The sequence below is a fragment of the Actinoallomurus sp. NPDC052274 genome (assembly GCF_040679475.1).
Taxonomy (GTDB): domain Bacteria; phylum Actinomycetota; class Actinomycetes; order Streptosporangiales; family Streptosporangiaceae; genus Actinoallomurus; species Actinoallomurus liliacearum.
This window is the reverse complement of sequence record NZ_JBFAUT010000083.1, coordinates 1-15,962: the sequence shown is the minus strand read 5'-3', so window position 1 is coordinate 15,962 and position 15,962 is coordinate 1. Positions and strand designations below refer to the sequence as shown.

15 protein-coding genes are annotated in these 15,962 nt (G+C 68.5%); 5 read left to right on the top strand and 10 right to left on the bottom strand.

Annotated features, from left to right (window positions below; translation table 11 throughout):
• Nucleotides 1–25: 25 nt before the first annotated feature.
• Nucleotides 26–547, bottom strand: a complete 522-nt coding sequence (locus tag AB0K82_RS40600; RefSeq protein ID WP_364407847.1) for a YbaK/EbsC family protein — start codon at nt 545–547, stop codon at nt 26–28.
• A 133-nt stretch (nt 548–680) separates the two neighbouring features.
• Here AB0K82_RS40600 and AB0K82_RS40595 point away from each other — a divergent pair, with 133 nt between their 5' ends.
• Together AB0K82_RS40595 and AB0K82_RS40590 are read left to right on the top strand one after the other, a co-directional pair.
• On the top strand, nt 681–2,093 hold the full coding sequence (locus AB0K82_RS40595; protein WP_364407888.1) for a CCA tRNA nucleotidyltransferase: 1,413 nt from the start codon (nt 681–683) through the stop codon (nt 2,091–2,093).
• A 42-nt stretch (nt 2,094–2,135) separates the two neighbouring features.
• Entirely contained in the window at nt 2,136–3,506 is a 1,371-nt protein-coding gene (locus AB0K82_RS40590) for an adenosylmethionine--8-amino-7-oxononanoate transaminase (protein ID WP_364407845.1), read from the top strand.
• Nucleotides 3,507–3,713: 207 nt separating this feature from the next.
• Here AB0K82_RS40590 and AB0K82_RS40585 read toward each other — a convergent pair whose 3' ends face one another.
• Entirely contained in the window at nt 3,714–4,199 is a 486-nt protein-coding gene (locus AB0K82_RS40585; protein ID WP_364407842.1) for an ATP-binding protein, read from the bottom strand.
• A gap of 122 nt (nt 4,200–4,321) precedes the next feature.
• Between AB0K82_RS40585 and AB0K82_RS40580 the strand changes: the two genes are divergently transcribed.
• Together AB0K82_RS40580 and AB0K82_RS40575 are read left to right on the top strand one after the other, a co-directional pair.
• The gene (locus AB0K82_RS40580; protein ID WP_364407839.1) at nt 4,322–5,155 is read left to right on the top strand and encodes a helix-turn-helix transcriptional regulator; all 834 of its coding nucleotides are present in this window, start codon (nt 4,322–4,324) and stop codon (nt 5,153–5,155) included.
• A 10-nt stretch (nt 5,156–5,165) separates the two neighbouring features.
• Nucleotides 5,166–5,264, top strand: coding sequence for a DUF397 domain-containing protein (locus tag AB0K82_RS40575; RefSeq protein WP_364407836.1), 99 nt, complete (start codon nt 5,166–5,168; stop codon nt 5,262–5,264).
• A gap of 16 nt (nt 5,265–5,280) precedes the next feature.
• Here AB0K82_RS40575 and AB0K82_RS40570 read toward each other — a convergent pair whose 3' ends face one another.
• The 8 genes from AB0K82_RS40570 to AB0K82_RS40535 all read right to left on the bottom strand — a co-directional run bounded on the left by AB0K82_RS40570 (nt 5,281) and on the right by AB0K82_RS40535 (nt 14,951).
• The gene (locus AB0K82_RS40570) at nt 5,281–6,585 is read right to left on the bottom strand and encodes an MFS transporter (RefSeq protein WP_364407833.1); all 1,305 of its coding nucleotides are present in this window, start codon (nt 6,583–6,585) and stop codon (nt 5,281–5,283) included.
• 73 nt (nt 6,586–6,658) lie between these two features.
• The gene (locus AB0K82_RS40565) at nt 6,659–7,618 is read right to left on the bottom strand and encodes an ABC transporter permease (protein ID WP_364407830.1); all 960 of its coding nucleotides are present in this window, start codon (nt 7,616–7,618) and stop codon (nt 6,659–6,661) included.
• Nucleotides 7,619–7,627: 9 nt separating this feature from the next.
• A complete protein-coding gene (locus tag AB0K82_RS40560; protein ID WP_364407827.1) occupies nt 7,628–8,587 on the bottom strand; it encodes an ABC transporter permease in 960 nt (319 codons plus the stop codon).
• Nucleotides 8,584–9,651, bottom strand: a complete 1,068-nt coding sequence (locus tag AB0K82_RS40555; RefSeq protein ID WP_364407824.1) for an oligopeptide/dipeptide ABC transporter ATP-binding protein — start codon at nt 9,649–9,651, stop codon at nt 8,584–8,586. The genes AB0K82_RS40560 and AB0K82_RS40555 overlap by 4 nt, the downstream gene beginning before the upstream one ends.
• Before the next feature lie 65 nt (nt 9,652–9,716).
• The gene (locus AB0K82_RS40550; RefSeq protein ID WP_364407821.1) at nt 9,717–10,754 is read right to left on the bottom strand and encodes an ABC transporter ATP-binding protein; all 1,038 of its coding nucleotides are present in this window, start codon (nt 10,752–10,754) and stop codon (nt 9,717–9,719) included.
• 159 nt (nt 10,755–10,913) lie between these two features.
• Nucleotides 10,914–12,704: an ABC transporter substrate-binding protein gene (locus tag AB0K82_RS40545; protein ID WP_364407818.1), complete on the bottom strand. Its 1,791-nt coding sequence runs from the start codon at nt 12,702–12,704 to the stop codon at nt 10,914–10,916.
• Nucleotides 12,705–13,253: 549 nt separating this feature from the next.
• A complete protein-coding gene (locus tag AB0K82_RS40540) occupies nt 13,254–14,333 on the bottom strand; it encodes an inositol-3-phosphate synthase (protein WP_364407815.1) in 1,080 nt (359 codons plus the stop codon).
• Between the two features lie 45 nt (nt 14,334–14,378).
• Nucleotides 14,379–14,951, bottom strand: coding sequence for a PadR family transcriptional regulator (locus tag AB0K82_RS40535; protein WP_364407813.1), 573 nt, complete (start codon nt 14,949–14,951; stop codon nt 14,379–14,381).
• Nucleotides 14,952–15,151: 200 nt separating this feature from the next.
• Between AB0K82_RS40535 and AB0K82_RS40530 the strand changes: the two genes are divergently transcribed.
• A complete protein-coding gene (locus AB0K82_RS40530) occupies nt 15,152–15,550 on the top strand; it encodes a DUF5318 family protein (protein WP_364407811.1) in 399 nt (132 codons plus the stop codon).
• Nucleotides 15,551–15,962 lie beyond the last annotated feature (412 nt).

Genomic DNA, 15,962 nt, shown 5'->3' with positions numbered 1-15,962 from the left:
CGCGTACGTCCTCGGTCAATGATCGCTAGGACTCGGGGCCTTCGTGGGCGTGCGTGCAGGGAATCGGCGTGGGCTTCGCGTCACAGAGCGCGAACAGGTCGAGAGTGTGGATTCCCAGGGCCGTCCAGGGCTCTCCCGTGGTGGTGTAGACGACCTCGTCGCCGTGCGCCGCCCGCTGGTCCACCAGCGTGGTGACCTCGGCGGGCAGCAGCAGCGGCGCCACCAGGTCCGCCGCGTAGTCGGTGACCTCGTTCACCAGGTCGACCGGCGCCGGGCGTATCTCAGGGACGCCGAGGGCGTCGGCCACGGCGGACGGCGCGGGCCGGGTGCCCGCCGTCACGATCACCGCGACGAGGGGATGGTGCGCGGTGTACAGCCGGCCGGGTTCGTACGGGAGGTAGACCCGCGTGCACAGACATCGGGACGGCGGCAGGCCGAGCACCTCCGGAAGATCGTCCGCGGAGCCGATGTGTCTCGGCAGGCGTACGATCTCGTGAGTCATCTGGCGCTCCAGCAGGAGCCGATGGATGGAAAGTGCGTCCTTCATCGCGTGGTCTCCGTGCCTGTCCATGAGATTTACCCCGATTTCCGGCTAATAGCGGATCACCCGCGCGGTGATTCGCGTTTTGCCCGCCACGTGCGAGGACTTAGGCTCGATTGCCGTGCCGAACGACCATGACGTGACCTCCGACCAGCACGCGGCAGTCCGAGAGCTGCTGCGGCGCGTGACGCCCCTCGCCGACGACCTCGGCCGGCGCTTCGCGGACGCGGGGCACCAACTCGCCCTCGTCGGCGGCCCGGTTCGCGACGCCCTGCTCGGCCGTCCGGTCAACGACCTGGACTTCGCGACGGACGCCCATCCCGACCGGGTCCTGGAGATCATCGAGGGCTGGGCGGACGCCGTCTGGACGATCGGCATCGAGTACGGCACGATCGGCCTGCGCAAGGGCGACCACCAGCTCGAGATCACCACGTACCGCAGCGAGTCCTACGACCCCGACTCGCGCAAGCCGGAGGTGACGTACGGCACCTCCCTCGATGGCGACCTCGCCCGGCGCGACTTCGCGGTGAACGCCATGGCCGCCCGCCTGCCGGGGCACGAGTTCGTGGACCCCTTCGGCGGCCTGCGGGACCTGAGGCAGAAGGTCATGCGGACCCCCGGACGCCCCGAGGACTCCTTCGGCGACGACCCGCTGCGGATGATGCGCGCCGCGCGGTTCGCCGCGCAGCTCGGCTTCGCCGTCGCCCCCGAGACCGTGGCCGCGATGAAGGCGATGGCCGACCGCATCGAGATCGTCTCGGCCGAGCGGGTCCGCGACGAGCTGTCCAAGCTGCTGCTCGGCGCCCACCCGCGTGCCGGCCTCACACTGCTGGTCGACACCGGCCTGGCCGAGCGGGTGCTGCCCGAGCTCCCCAAGCTCCGGCTGGAGATCGACGAACACCACCGGCACAAGGACGTCTACGAGCACTCCCTGATCGTGCTCGAGCAGGCGATCGCCCAGGAGGAGAACGGCCCGGACCTCGTGCTGCGGCTGGCCGCGCTGCTGCACGACATCGGCAAGCCGAAGACGCGCTCGTTCGTCGACGGCGGCCGCGTGACCTTCCACCACCACGAGGTGGTCGGCGCGGCGATGACCAAGAGCCGGCTCACCGCGCTGCGCCACCCGAAGGACGTCGTCGCCGACGTCTCCCGTCTCGTCGAGCTGCACCTGCGCTTCCACGGCTACGGCACGGGCGAGTGGACCGACTCGGCGGTGCGCCGCTACGTACGCGACGCCGGACACCTGCTGCCGCGGCTGCACAAGCTAACCCGGGCCGACTGCACCACCCGCAACCGGCGCAAGGCCGCCGCGCTGGCCCGCACGTACGACCGGCTCGAAGCGCGGATCGCCCGCCTGCGGCAGGAGGAGGAGCTCTCCAAGATCCGGCCGGAGCTGGACGGCAACGAGATCCAGCAGATCCTCGGCATCCAGCCCGGTCCGGCCGTCGGCAAGGCGTACAAGTTCCTGCTCGACCTGCGGCTCGACCGCGGTCCGATCGGCAAGGAGGCCGCGGCGGAGGCGCTCCGCGCGTGGGCTCGCGAGCAGGGCTGAGATCCCCGCGCGGCGCCGCTCCGGATGCGATCATTGGGTCGCATGGGCCTTGAGGAACTCCTCGCGTTCGACCGGGAGCACATCTGGCACCCGTACGCCCCCATGCCGGCGACGACGCCGGTGCACCCGGTCGTCGCGGCGCAGGGCGTACGCCTGACCCTCGCCGACGGCCGGGAGCTGGTCGACGGGATGTCGTCGTGGTGGGCGGCGATCCACGGGTACGCCCATCCCGTCCTCGACGCGGCCCTCACCCGGCAGCTCGCCGCGATGGCCCACGTGATGTTCGGCGGCCTCACCCACCCTCCGGCCGTACGCCTCGCGGAGCTGCTGGTCGACTGCACGCCGGAGCCGCTCACGAAGGTGTTCTTCGCCGACTCGGGCTCGGTCTCCGTCGAGGTCGCGATCAAGATGGCCCTGCAGTACCAGCGGTCGCGGGGCCGCACGGGCAAGACCCGGCTGTGCACCGTGCGCGGCGGGTACCACGGCGACACCTTCGGCGCGATGGCGGTCTGCGACCCGGTCGGCGGCATGCACCACCTGTTCACGGACCTGCTGCCCGCCCATGTCTTCGCGCCCATGCCCCCGGCCCCGTACGAGACCGCGTACGTGCCCACGTACGCCGCGGAGCTGGAGAGCGTCGTCGCCGCCCACGCCCACGAGCTGGCCGCCATCATCGTCGAACCGGTCGTCCAGGGGGCGGGCGGCATGCGGTTCTACGACCCGGCGTACGTCCGCCTGCTGCGTGAGCTCGCCGACCGGCACGACGTGCTGCTGATCCTCGACGAGATCGCCACCGGGTTCGGCCGGACCGGCACGCTGTTCGCCTGCGAACGGGCCGGGATCAGCCCGGACATCATGTGCGTGGGCAAGGCGCTCACCGGCGGCTATCTGAGCATGGCCGCCACTCTGTGCACCGACCGGGTCGCCCGCGGCATCAGCGACGGCGAGGCCGGCGTGCTGATGCACGGCCCGACGTACATGGCCAACCCGCTCGCCTGCGCCGTCGCCATCGCGTCGATCGAACTGCTGCGGCAGCGCGACTGGCGGGCCGAGGTGGCCGGGATCGAGAAGCTGCTCACGGCCGGCCTGCGGCCCGCCTGGGACCTGCCCGGGGTCGTCGACGTCCGGGTGCTCGGGGCGATCGGCGTGATCGAGCTGACCGACCCCGTCGACGTCGGCGCCGTCCAGGACGCCGTCATGGCGCAGGGCGTGTGGCTGCGGCCCTTCCGCAACCTGATCTACACGATGCCGCCGTACGTCTGCACCGCCGAGGACATCGACCGGATCACCCGGGCGATGCTCGCGGGAGCGCGAGCGGCGACCCGCCGGCCGGCTGTCAGTCCTCGACCAGGACCCTTTCGGAGTCTCGACCAGGCTGCGGAGCCGGTCGCTGGCCCGTTCCAGCGCGGTTAGCACGACCTCGCGCTCCTCGTCGCCCGCCGGCCCAGTGTCTCCTCGGCGAATTCGGCTCAGGCCCGCTCGATCGCGGGTAAGAGCCGGTTACCGGCGTCCGTCACCACGATGCGGACCTGCCGGCGGTATCCGCACCGAGCGCGTTGATCCCTGGCGAGCACTGTCGATAGGGCGCAGCATCCGCCAGCGATCAAGTTCTACGGGAACTCACGCCCCGGCACCGCACTGCCGCAGCTCGGTGGGCGTCAGCTGCACGCCGGATGCGGCGACGACGACGTGCACGGTCTTGCCGTGGGCCGCGTGAGTGACCCATCGCGCGGCGACCAGATGGTCGACGATTCTGAGGCCTCGGCCATGCTCGGTCTCGAGGCCACCTTCGTGGCCGGCGTACATGGGGCGGTGGTCGGGGTCGGTGACGGCAAGGTGCAAGTAGCGAGTCGTGGTGGTCATCTGTACGCCGATCGGCCACAGATCTTCGGCGATCGGCAGTTTCCGGACGGCGTGACGTAGCGCGTTCGTGATCAGCTCAACGGCGATCAGTTCGACCTCGTCGGCGGCGTAGGGCAGACCGAAGATCGCAGCGCCGACGAACGCCCGGGCGCGGTGGATCGCGTCGGGCCGATCGCGGAGCGCGAGGAACGACGGCCTACGGGAGACGGTCTGCGTGCGGGAAACCGATGGGGGCTCGGTCATGATTTCAGCTCTCCGTAGTCGGTCGGTCACGGGCTAGTTCCACATGATGCTTGCGCGGTTAGCTTGATCGCAATGCGACTCGCAGATTTCCTTCGCGCAGCGCATTGGTACACACTCAACCCGTGGCAAAGAAATCGAGTCCTACCGTCCGGCAGCGCCGTCTTGCGGCCGAGCTGCGACAGTTGCGCAAGCGCTCCAACCTGTCCGCTGAGGAAGTCGCCAATCGTCTCGGCTGGTCGGCCGCGAAGGTCTACCGCACCGAAGCCGGCGAGACACTGCCGCCCCTCAGTCACGTCATCAACCTCATCGAGCTGTACGGTGTCGACGACACCACCCGCGCCGCACTCATCGACCTCGCTCGCGAGGCGCGCCGACGCGGCTGGTGGACGGCGTTCACCGACGTGCTGCCGACCGCGTACGTGTCCCTCGAAGACGAGGCGTCCCGAATCCAGGCGTACGAGGCGCAAGTCATGCATGGCCTGCTACAAAGCGAGGACTATGCCCGCGCGGTTCTCGGTTTGAGCGGTGCGCTGCAGGAGGACGTCGAGCGTCGGCTGCAGGCCCGCATGGCACGCAAGACGCTGCTCACTCGGCCGAATGCGCCACAGGTCGAGATCATTCTCGACGAGGCTGTTCTGCGCCGGGTCATCGGCGATCCCGAGATCATGCGCGACCAGATGCACGCGCTTCGCGCGACGGCGCGACGGCCGAACGTCTCCATCCGAGTGCTGCCGTTCAGCGCGGCGGGAGCCCATGTCGATGGTCCGATGACGATCCTGACGTTCGCGCCGGAGGATCCTGAGGTCATCTTCATCGAAGGCATGGGCGGCAATCTCTACCTGGAGGCGGCGCACCAAGTGGATACAGTGAAACGGGCGTATCAGCGAATCGCTGATAGGGCGCTCGATGAGAGTGAGTCGGCGGCGCTGATCGCCGCCTTGGCGAAGGAAGGGTAGGTCCACCCCCATGACCGGTCCTCAGATGCCCTGGCGCAAGGCGAGTTACTCTCAGGGCGACATCAGCAACTGCGTCGAGGTCCGCGTCGAGACGCGGGCCAGCGCGTAGCCCCGCGAAGGGACGGTCAGGAAGCCGTGTGGCCGTCGGCTGTGGGGACGCTCGAAGGGGTGCCCGCCGACAGGCGATAGGACAGGGCCGACAGGGCGTAGCCGACGCCGATGAGGGCGAGGACGCCGTAGGACTTGCCGTTGGCGGGCAGGAGGGCGGCGGCGACGGCGAAGCCGGCCACGTACATGCCGTTGAAGAGCATGTCGTAGAGGGCGAAGACCCGGCCGCGGAAGGCGTCGGCCACGGTCGTCTGGACGATCGTGTCCACGCAGAGCTTCACACCCTGCGAGACCAGGCCGAGGACGAAGGAACCCAGGATGAACGGTCCCGGCGAGAACGGCGCGGCGAGGACCACCTCGGCCACGGCGGCGAACGCGAGCTGGGCCGCGATCCACGCCTCCTTGCGGATCCGGGCGGTGACGAGCGGGGTCGTCACGGCCGCCAGGAAGTAGCCGATCCCGGATACGACGAGGACGACCGCGAAGCCGCCGAGACCGGCCTCCGCGCTGCTCGCGAAGTAGTTGCGGAACAGCAGCACCGTCATGATCGTGGTGATGCCGTACAGGAACCGGTGCGCGCCGATCGCGCCGAGCGCCGCCGCGGCCGGCCGCCGGTCCCGTAGGTGCCGGGCGCCCTCGACGAGGCCGTGCAGCACCTGTCCGAGCGCCTCACGGGTGTCGGCCCGCAGTTCGCTCCCGTCCGGGCCCAGCCGGTCGCGGCCCATGCGCCTGGCGATGAGCGCGGTGGCGACATAGAGGACGGCGGAGGCGAGGAGGACGGCGGCCGTGCCGGAGTGACCGGCGCCGAACAGGACGCGCAGGACGTACCCCACCCCGGTGCCGGCGAAGGTCATCATCGTCCCGGAGGTGACCGACACGGCGTTGGCGGTGATGAGCTCCGCCGCCCCGACCACGCGGGGCAGTGCCGCCGACAGCGCGGACAGGAAGAAGCGGTTCACCGCGAACACGACGAGTGCGGCGAGGAAGAACGGGACGCCGTCCTGGCCGAGCGCCAGCAGCAGCGCGGTCACGGCGACGGCGACGGCCCGGATGAGCGGGGCGCGGACGAGGATCTGCCGGCGCCGCCACCGGTCGATGAAGACCCCGGCGAACGGGCCGAGCACGGAGTACGGCAGCAGCAGCACAGCGGCCGTGGCGGCGGCCTCCACGGCGGTCGCCTGCTGCTCGGGGGAGAACAGGACGTAGCCCGCGAGGCCCACCTGGAACACGCCGTCGGACAGCGCCGAGACGACGCGGGTCGTGAACAGGCGGCGGAAGTCCTGACCCCGGATGACCAGGCGCAGGTCGGCGGCGTAGGACACCGCCCAAGCGTAGAACAGCCGAACGGCCGGCCGCCCCGGGGGGACGACCGGCCGTTCGGACCGCCGAGCTCCGTCAGTCGACGCGCACGCGCGGGTCGAGGAAGGAGTATCCGATGTCGACGATCAGGTTGGCGACGACCACGAACAGTGCCGTCAGCAGCGTCACACCCAGGATGACCGGGGTGTCGCCCTGGACGATCGAGTTGTAGACGAGCTGGCCGATGCCCTGCAGACCGAAGACCTTCTCGGTGACGATCGTGGAGCCGATCAGCGCGCCGAGGTCGACGCCGAACTGGGTGATGACGGGCGTCAGGGCCGCCCGCAGGCCGTGGCGGTAGATGACCCGCCGCTCGGACAGGCCCTTGGCCCGCGCCGTACGGATGTAGTCCTCACCGAGGACGTCCATCATCGAGCCGCGGGTCAGCCGGGTGTACGTCGCCACCAGCATGAACGCCAGCGCGATCCACGGCAGCACCATGCGCTGCAGGAACTGCTGCGGGTCCTCCAGCGGCGAGGTGTACTGGCCGGGCTGGAACAGGTGGATGCCCCAGTCGCCGAACTTGGTGAAGAACAGCAGCAGCGTCAGGAGCGCCATCAGGAACGGCGGGACCGACAGGCCGATCAGCACGAACACCGTGGACGCCCGGTCGAGGAGGCTGCGGGCCCGCGTCGCGCTGAGCACGCCGGTGGCGACGCCGCCGACGAACCAGAGGACCGCCGCCCCGCCGACCAGCCAGAGGGTGGCCGGCAGTCGGTCCGCGATGATCGATGAGACCTTCGCCTGCGTGACGTAGGAGTAGCCCAGGTCACCGGTGAAGGTGTTCTTCAGGAAGTTCCAGTACTGGACCAGGAAGGGCCGGTCGAGGCCCAGGTTGTGCCGGATCATCGCGACCGTCGCGGCGGATGCCCGCGGACCGGCGATGATCTTCTCGACCGGGGTCGGCGAGATGTGCAGCAGCCCGAAGACGGTGGTGGTGACCAGCCACAGGACGAGGATCCCGAAGAGTACCCGCCGAATGATGAATCGAAGCATCGTCAGGACCTACTTTCCGATGAGACGCTCGCTGCGCGGGTCGAACGCATCGCGGATGCCGTCTCCGAGCAGGTTGAACGCCAGGGTCGTCAGCAGCAGCAGCCCGCCCGGCACGAACAGGAGCCACAGCGAGCTCCGGTAGTCCGCGTCGTTCAGCATGCTGCCCCAGCTGGGCATCGGCGGCTGGATGCCGACCCCGAGGAACGACAGGGTCGCCTCGAACACGATCGCCGTCGGAACGAGCAGCGACGCGAGCACCGTGACCGGCGCGACGAGGTTCGGCAGGATGTCGACGAACATGATCCGCATCCGGCCGGCGCCCAGGGACCGGGCCGCCTCGATGAACTCCTTCTCCTTCAGCGAGATGACCTGACCGCGCACGATGCGGGCCATGGCGGCGAAGGAGAAGAACGCGATCACGACGATCGTGATGGTCACGCTGAGCCACGTGGCGTGCGGCCGGAAGGTCGTGGCGATGACGATCGCGACCAGGAGGTACGGGAAGGACAGCACGACGTCCATGAAGCGTGCCAGCACGGTGTCGACGGCACCGCCGATGTACCCGGCCAGCACGCCGACCGTCACGCCGATGAGGGTGGCCAGGATCGTCGCGGAGACGCCGACGAGCAGCGAGATCCGCGCGCCGTAGGCGGCCCGGACGAGCACGTCGCGCCCGAGCGGGTCGGCGCCGAGCCAGAAGGTCTTGCTCGGGCCCTTCGGCAGGCCCCAGGAGTCGCGGGCGATGTTGGGGTACTGCGCCGCGTACGGGTGGTGCGTCCAGGAGGCGAACAGCGGAGCCGCGATCGCGAACACGATGATGAGGAGCAGCAGGATCGCGGAGATGACCGCCACCTTGTCGCGCATCAGCCGGCTCATGGCGAGCTTGAACGGGCTGCGCCCCTGGATCTGCCGGCCGCTCGGTTCGGCGTCGGCCGGAATGGCGTCGGCAGTGAGCTCGGTAAGACTCATTCGGACACCCCCAGAGTGGGCTCGGTGGACTCCTGGGCGATGCCGGCCTGCGCCTCGGCGAGGTTCTCACCGATCTGCACGGGGAAGTGGCACGCGGTCAGATGGTCGGCGATGTCGCCCTCGCGCGCGATCAGGATCGGGTCCTCGGTGGAGCAGAGCGCCTGCGCCTTCGGGCAGCGCGGGTGGAACCGGCACGCGGACGGCGGCTTGATCGGCGACGGCACGTCACCGGTCAGGATGATCCGCTCGCGCTTCTCCGCCTCGTCGGGGTCGGCGATGGACGCCGCCGACAGCAGGGCGTTGGTGTACGGGTGGCGGGGCTTGGCGTAGAGCTCCTCGGCCTCGGCGTTCTCGGCGATCTTGCCGAGGTACATGACCGCGACCCGGTCGGAGACGTACTCCACCACCGACAGGTCGTGCGCGATGAAGATGTAGGTGAGTCCGAGCTCCTCCTGCAGATCCTTCAGGAGGTTGATCACCTGCGCCTGGATCGACACGTCCAGCGCCGAGACGGGCTCGTCGCACACGATCAGCTTCGGCTTGAGCGCAAGGGCACGGGCGACGCCGATGCGCTGCCGCTGACCGCCGGAGAACTCCGCCGGGAACCGGTTGTAGTGCTCGGGGTTGAGACCCACGAGCTCCATCAGCTCCTGGACCCGCCGCTTGCGCTCCGCGCCGTCGGCGATCCCGTGGATGTCGAACGGGTCGCCGATGATCGACCCGACCCGGCGGCGCGGGTTCAGCGAACCGTACGGGTCCTGGAAGATCATCTGAACGTCACGCCGGAACGCCTTGTCCGGCGTGGGGCCGACCTCCTTGCCCTCGAAGAGGATCCGCCCCTTCGTCAGCGGGTGCAGGCCGGTGATGCAGCGGGCCAGCGTCGACTTGCCGCAGCCGCTCTCCCCGACGATGCCGAGGGTCTCGCCACGGCGTACCTCCAGGTCGACGCCGTCGACGGCGTGGACCCGCGCCACCTCGTGCTTGAAGATGATCCCCTGTTTGATGGGGAAGTGCTTGTAGGCGTTCTCGACCTTGACGAGGACGTCTCCGCTAGCGTCAGTCACGCGCCCTCCTCCGTTGGGGGAGAGACCAGAGGTGCTGCGCTCATTGGTTCGCTCGCTCCGCTCGCTCACGCGCCCTCCTTCGTACGGCCCGCTGCCACGGCGCTCTCACGCAACTGCTCCGCCTCGGGGCCGAGACCGAGCGCGTCCTTCGGAAGCCAGCAGGCGGACCCGTGGCCCGCGGCCACCTCTCGCAACGGTGGCTCGTCGACCCGGCACTTGTCCATGACGTACGGGCAACGAGGATGGAACGCGCAGCCCGAAGGCGGGTTGATGAGACTCGGCGGCTGCCCCGTGATGGGGACCAACCGGCCGCCGCGGACACCGGCGCCACTCGGGATCGACCGGAGCAGACCCGCGGTGTACGGGTGGTGGGACCGGTAGTACAGCGACCGCCGGTCGGTGTGCTCGACCGGCTTGCCGGCGTACATCACGAGGACGTCGTCGGCCAGATCGGCGATCACACCGAGATCGTGAGTGATCATGATGAGAGCGGTGTCGAACTCGCGCTGCAGGCGCAGCATGAGGTCCAGGATCTGCGCCTGCACGGTCGCGTCGAGCGCCGTCGTCGGCTCATCGGCGATGATGAGCTTCGGGTTCAGCGCGAGCGCCATCGCGATCATCGCGCGCTGGCGCATACCGCCGGAGAACTGGTGGGGGAAGTCGTCCACCCGCCGGTCCGGCTGCGGGATGCCGACCATGCCGAGCAGTTCGATCGCGCGCTTGCGCGCGGCGGCCTTGGAGACGTCCGGCTCGTGCGCCCGGATCATCTCGATGATCTGCCAGCCCACCTTGTAGAGCGGGTGCAGGCTGGACAGCGGGTCCTGGAAGATCATGGAGATCTGCGGGCCGCGGATCCGGCGGAGCTGGTCGGGGGTCATCGAGAGCAGGTTCTGGCCTTCGAAGAGTGCCTGACCGCTGACCTTCGCACCCGGCGTGAGACCCATGAGGGTCTGGGTGCTGACGCTCTTGCCGGAGCCGGATTCACCGACGATGCCGAGCGTCTTGCCGCGGTCGATGCTGAAGGTCATTCCGCGAACCGCTTGTACGACGCCGTCCGAGGTGTTGAAGGAGACCTTTAGGTCTGTGACCTCGAGAAGGCTCATGTCCTCCCCTTCGAGAACTGAGTTAGGGGTTACGCGCCAGGGCGAGTTCCATCGAAGATTACCCAGAGTGAGTGTGTGATAGGGACATCGTCCCGGCATGATGACGGCCGGGCACGCCTCGTGCGGGGCGCACCCGGCCGTTTCATCAGGGTTGCGGACCTACTTCTTGGCCAGCCAGATCAGGCTGTAGTCATAGGTCTGGAAGGCGGGCAGGAACTGCGCGTTGCGGACCCGCGACGCCTGGTAGGTCGAGTACTTCTGCGTGATCAGCGGGACGATGGCGGCATCGCCCATGACCAGCTTGTTGACCTCCAGCCAGGCCTGCTGCGCCTCGGTGGGGGACTGCGCCTGGTTCGCCTTGTCGATCGCGGCGTTGACCTGCGGGTTGTTGTAGTCGCCGTAGTCGACGGAGTTCGGGCCGTACGCCCGGCCGTCGAACAGCGGCTGCAGGCCGGAACGGCCGTTGTTGCCGTACCAGTCCGGACCCCAGCCCGGAGCGGCGATGTCCCACTTACCGGCCTTGGCGTCCGCCGGGGTGACCAGCGTGGTGCCGTAGAAGTTGCCGTTGGTGTCCGGCGCCATCTGGACGGTGATGCCGCACGCCTGGAGGTTCGCCTGGATCGACTGCGCGTTGCGCGGGTGGTTGCTGTTGGTCCGGTACGGGAACTTCAGCGTGAGCCCGTTCGCGTAGCCGGCCGCCGCGAGCATCTGCTTGCACTTGGCGGGGTCGCCCGAGTCGTTCGGGGTCGGGTACGGGTTGAAGCTCGCGTCGTAGCCGACGTTGCCCGGGGCGACCGCCGAGTGGACCGGCTGGGCCACGTTCACGCCGCCGTAGTTCTTGGCGATCGCGACCTTGTCGATCGCGTACTCGATCGCCTGCCGGACCTCCTTCTTCGCCAGCGCGCCCTTGTTGTTCGGGCTCAGCAGGTTGAAGACGATGTACGGGTTGACGGCCGGGTTGTCCTGCAGCCGGAACTGCTTGTTCTTGTCCTGCGCCAGGCGCGGGATCGCGGTGGTCGGCACCGGCTGGTCCCACGCGAGGTCCGCCGTGCCCTGCTCCAGCTGCTGCTGGACCTGGTCCGGGGAGTCCTGGCCGAGGTCGACCTCGATGCGGTCGACGTACGCCTTGCGCAGCTTGTCCGAGGCGGCGTCCCAGTTCGGGTTGCGCTCGAGGACGAACTTCTTGTCGCTGTACGACGTCATCTGGTACGGGCCGTCGGAGACCGTGTGCTGACGGAACTCCGGGCTGTCCGGGATGTAGTTGTCGTACTCCTTCGGCGCGGCCGAGGCGAAGGACATGCCGATGATGTTCAGGAAGTCACCGGCTGGCTGCTTCAGCTTGACGACCAGGGTCTTGTCGTCCTTGGCCGTGTAGCCGGAGACGTCGTGGCCCTCCTGGTAGTCCCCCATCGCCTTGGCGGACTTGGGGTCGACCTTGGCGTAGCCCTTGCAGAAGTCGGCCATGCCCTCGATGAGGTCCGTGTAGTACGGAGCGCCGGCGGGCTTGGCCGGGTTGCAGGTCCGCTTCAGACCGCGCACGAAGTCGGCGGCCGTGACCGGACGGGCCGGGTTGGTGTTCCACTTCAGACCGTCACGCAGCTTGATCGTGTAGGTCTTGCCGTCCGCGCTGATCCCGCCGTTCTCCTTGGTGGGGAGCTCGGCCGCGGCGTCCGGGTAGTTCGGGATGGTCTCGCTGAAGTTGTTCGAGGCCTTGTTCGCGAAGAGCGTGAGCGCCCAGTTGCGGGAGAAGCCCTGGTTGACCGTGGTGTAGGCGCTCGCAGGGTCGACGTGGTCGGGTGGCGACGAACCGGCGATCTTGAGCGTGCCGCCCTTTTGGGGCGTGCCGTCATCCGAGCTCCCCTTCGACCCTCCGCCGCCGCACGCGGCGAGGGCGATGGCGAGCGTGCCGATGGCGGCCGCTGCCTTCAACCCCGTCTTCTCGACTGTCATGAACGCCCTCCATCCGGCCTTACGGCCGTGTTGCGCTAGGTGTGATGCGTTTGTTGGCAGGCATGCCGGGTTCTCGACACGTCCCCGTGGGAGAACACCTTTGTGTCCCGGTCGCTGTCCAGCTCAGATCGGTAAAGATTGGGACGAGTTACTTAACTGTGCAGTAGGTGAGACAACCTCGTGATGAGATGCTCACTAGGTGTGATACGGGCATCGCGGCACGTATCACTTGCACCGCCAGTCGACGCCACCTTCCCGCCAGTCACTGATCTCTTCCTCTTCCTCGCCGGAGGCGCCCGGAGCGGCCCTGGGCGGGGGCCGTCGCTCGCCTGCACGGCCCAGCCTCGCACCGGGGAGCAGTCCCCGGCATCTGGCCGAGCCGACGTAACAGTATGTGCTTACCGTAACCGCGACGAAATCCGGGGTCCGGCTCTGAGCAGGCGAAAAGGTGAGGGGCCCGTGCGCCTGGCGCACGGGCCCCTCACCTGACACCCCCGGCTCACTACATCGCGTGAGCCCGGCGGTGGTCCTCGCTCAGCGCTCGCCGGCTCAGCGCTCCACCTCACCGCGGATGAAGGACTCGACGGCCTCGCGGGCCTGGTCGTCGCTGTACTGCACCGGCGGGGACTTCATGAAGTAGGAGCTCGCCGACAGGATCGGGCCGCCGATGCCGCGGTCCTTGGCGATCTTGGCGGCGCGGACCGCGTCGATGATGACGCCCGCGGAGTTCGGGGAGTCCCAGACCTCGAGCTTGTACTCCAGGTTCAGCGGGGTGTCGCCGAAGGAGCGGCCCTCCAGGCGGACGTACGCCCACTTGCGGTCGTCGAGCCACGGCACGTGGTCGGACGGGCCGATGTGCACGTCGGCCTTGGCCATCTCGTGCGGGATCTGCGAGGTCACCGACTGCGTCTTGGAGATCTTCTTCGACTGGAGGCGCTTGCGCTCCAGCATGTTCATGAAGTCCATGTTGCCGCCGAAGTTGAGCTGGTACGTGCGCAGCAGCTCGACCCCGCGGTCCTCGAACAGCTTCGCCATCACGCGGTGGGTGATGGTGGCGCCGACCTGGGACTTGATGTCGTCACCGACGATCGGGACGCCCGCGTCGGTGAACTTCTGCGCCCACTCCGGGTCGCTGGCGATGAAGACCGGCAGCGCGTTGACGAAGGCCACGCCGGCGTCGATGGCGCACTGCGCGTAGAAGCGGTCGGCCTCCTCCGAGCCCACCGGCAGGTAGGACACGAGAACGTCGGCCCGGGTGTCCTTGAGCACCTGGATGACGTCGACCGGCTGGTCGTCCGACTCCTCGATGATCTCGCGGTAGTACTCGCCGAGGCCGTCGAAGGTGTGGCCGCGCTGCACGGTGACGCCGGACGGCGGCACGTCGCAGATCTTGATGGTGTTGTTCTCGCTGGCGACGATCGCCTCGGACAGGTCGCGGCCGACCTTCTTGGCGTCGACGTCGAAGGCGGCCACGAACTCCAGGTCGCCGACGTGGTAGTCGCCGAACTGAACGTGCATAAGACCAGGGACACGAGTCTCGGGCGAGGCGTCCTTGTAGTACTCGACTCCCTGGACGAGCGAGCTCGCGCAGTTGCCGACACCGACGATGGCCACGCGCACTGAACCCATCCGGATGCTCCTTTGCTCTCTTGTGCGGGGGGACGCCTTGCGCCCTCAGCGGTTGTTCTCATCTGCTTGCTGTGCGCGTTCGCGCCCGATGAGCTCGTTGAGCCACCGGACCTCGCGCTCGACCGACTCCAACCCGTGCTGCTGGAGCTCGAGCGTGTAGTTGTCGACACGCTCCCGCGTGCGGGCCAGTGCGACGCGCACGCTCTCCAGCCGCTCCTCCAGCCGGCTGCGCCGGCCTTCGAGGATCCGCAGCCGTACGTCGGCGCGGGTGTGGGCGAAGAAGGCGAAATGTACTCCGAACCCTTCGTCCTCCCAGGACGCGGGCCCGGCCTCGGAGAGGAGCTCCTGAAGGCGCTCCTTCCCCTCGGCCGTGAGCTTGTAGACGATCTTCGAGCGCCGGGTGCCACCCGGGCGCACCGCGGCGGGCTCCTCGTCGTCCTCGGTGATCAACCCCTGCTCGAGCAGTCCCTTGAGACAGGGGTAGAGCGTGCCGTAGGAGAACGCGCGGAACATGCCGAGGAGGGTGTTGAGCCGCTTGCGCAGCTCGTACCCGTGCATGGGGGACTCGTGAAGCAGGCCGAGAACGGCGAGTTCCAGTACGCCGGCCTTGCTCCTCATGATCCCTCCACTCCATCGCTCGACTCGATGTATCGCTCGAATGTATCGACTCGATACATCAGGAAGATACGGTCCCCCTCCGAAGATGGCAAGCGGGGGCGCGCGCCGACCCGGAAATTACGGCCGTGGTCAGGAAGAACGCGCGTAGAGTGCCCGGAATGTCACGAATGCGGGGTTGTGGGGCGTCGTAGTCTGCTGACATGTGGTCCCAGCGACTGGTCGTCGACTACGGGCTCGCCCGGCGGGCCACGTTGGCCGAGCTGTCATCCGGCGGCCTGACCGTCGCGGACGCCTGTGACGCACACCCGTACCTCCTGCGGGCCGCGAAGTATCATGGCGAGCCCACCGACCAGCCCTGCCCTGTCTGCAGGAAGGAGCGGCTCACCCATGTCACCTACGTGTACGGGGACGAACTGGGTCGATACGCCGGGCGGGTCAAGGCGACGGACGAGCTCCAGGAGATGGCCCGGGAATTCGGTGAATTCCGGGTCTATGTGGTTGAAGTGTGCCAAAGTTGTGCCTGGAACCATCTGACGCTGTCCTACGTCCTTGGCTACGGAGAGAACGCTCCTGACCAGGGGCGGAGCGTCCGAGAGTAGCCGCGCGGCAGCGCGGTGCACCCGGCAGGCGGTCCCCGCTCACTTGCCTACACAGTACTGTCGGACGGATTGAAAAGCCGTACCCCAGTGAACGAGGTCGCGTGAGTTACAGCAGCGATTACGGGCCAGAGTACGGTCGATCGGGGTCTGCCGGACCTGCCCCGACCCGGCCGCAGCCGCAGGTTGACGGGTCCCACCTCCCTGCGGTCCCCACCCGGCCACACCCCGGCGGCCCGGGCGGTCCCGGTCGTCCGGGCGGCCCCGGAGGCTCTGGAGGCTCAGGTGGCGGCGGCGGCCCGGGGCGCCGGCGGTTGGTTCGTTTCGGTCCGGGCGGACCTCAAAAAAATTTGTTTAACGGGTGAGACAGAAGGGGGAAAGGCGTGAGTGCCGCGACATTGGCGGTACGCACCGA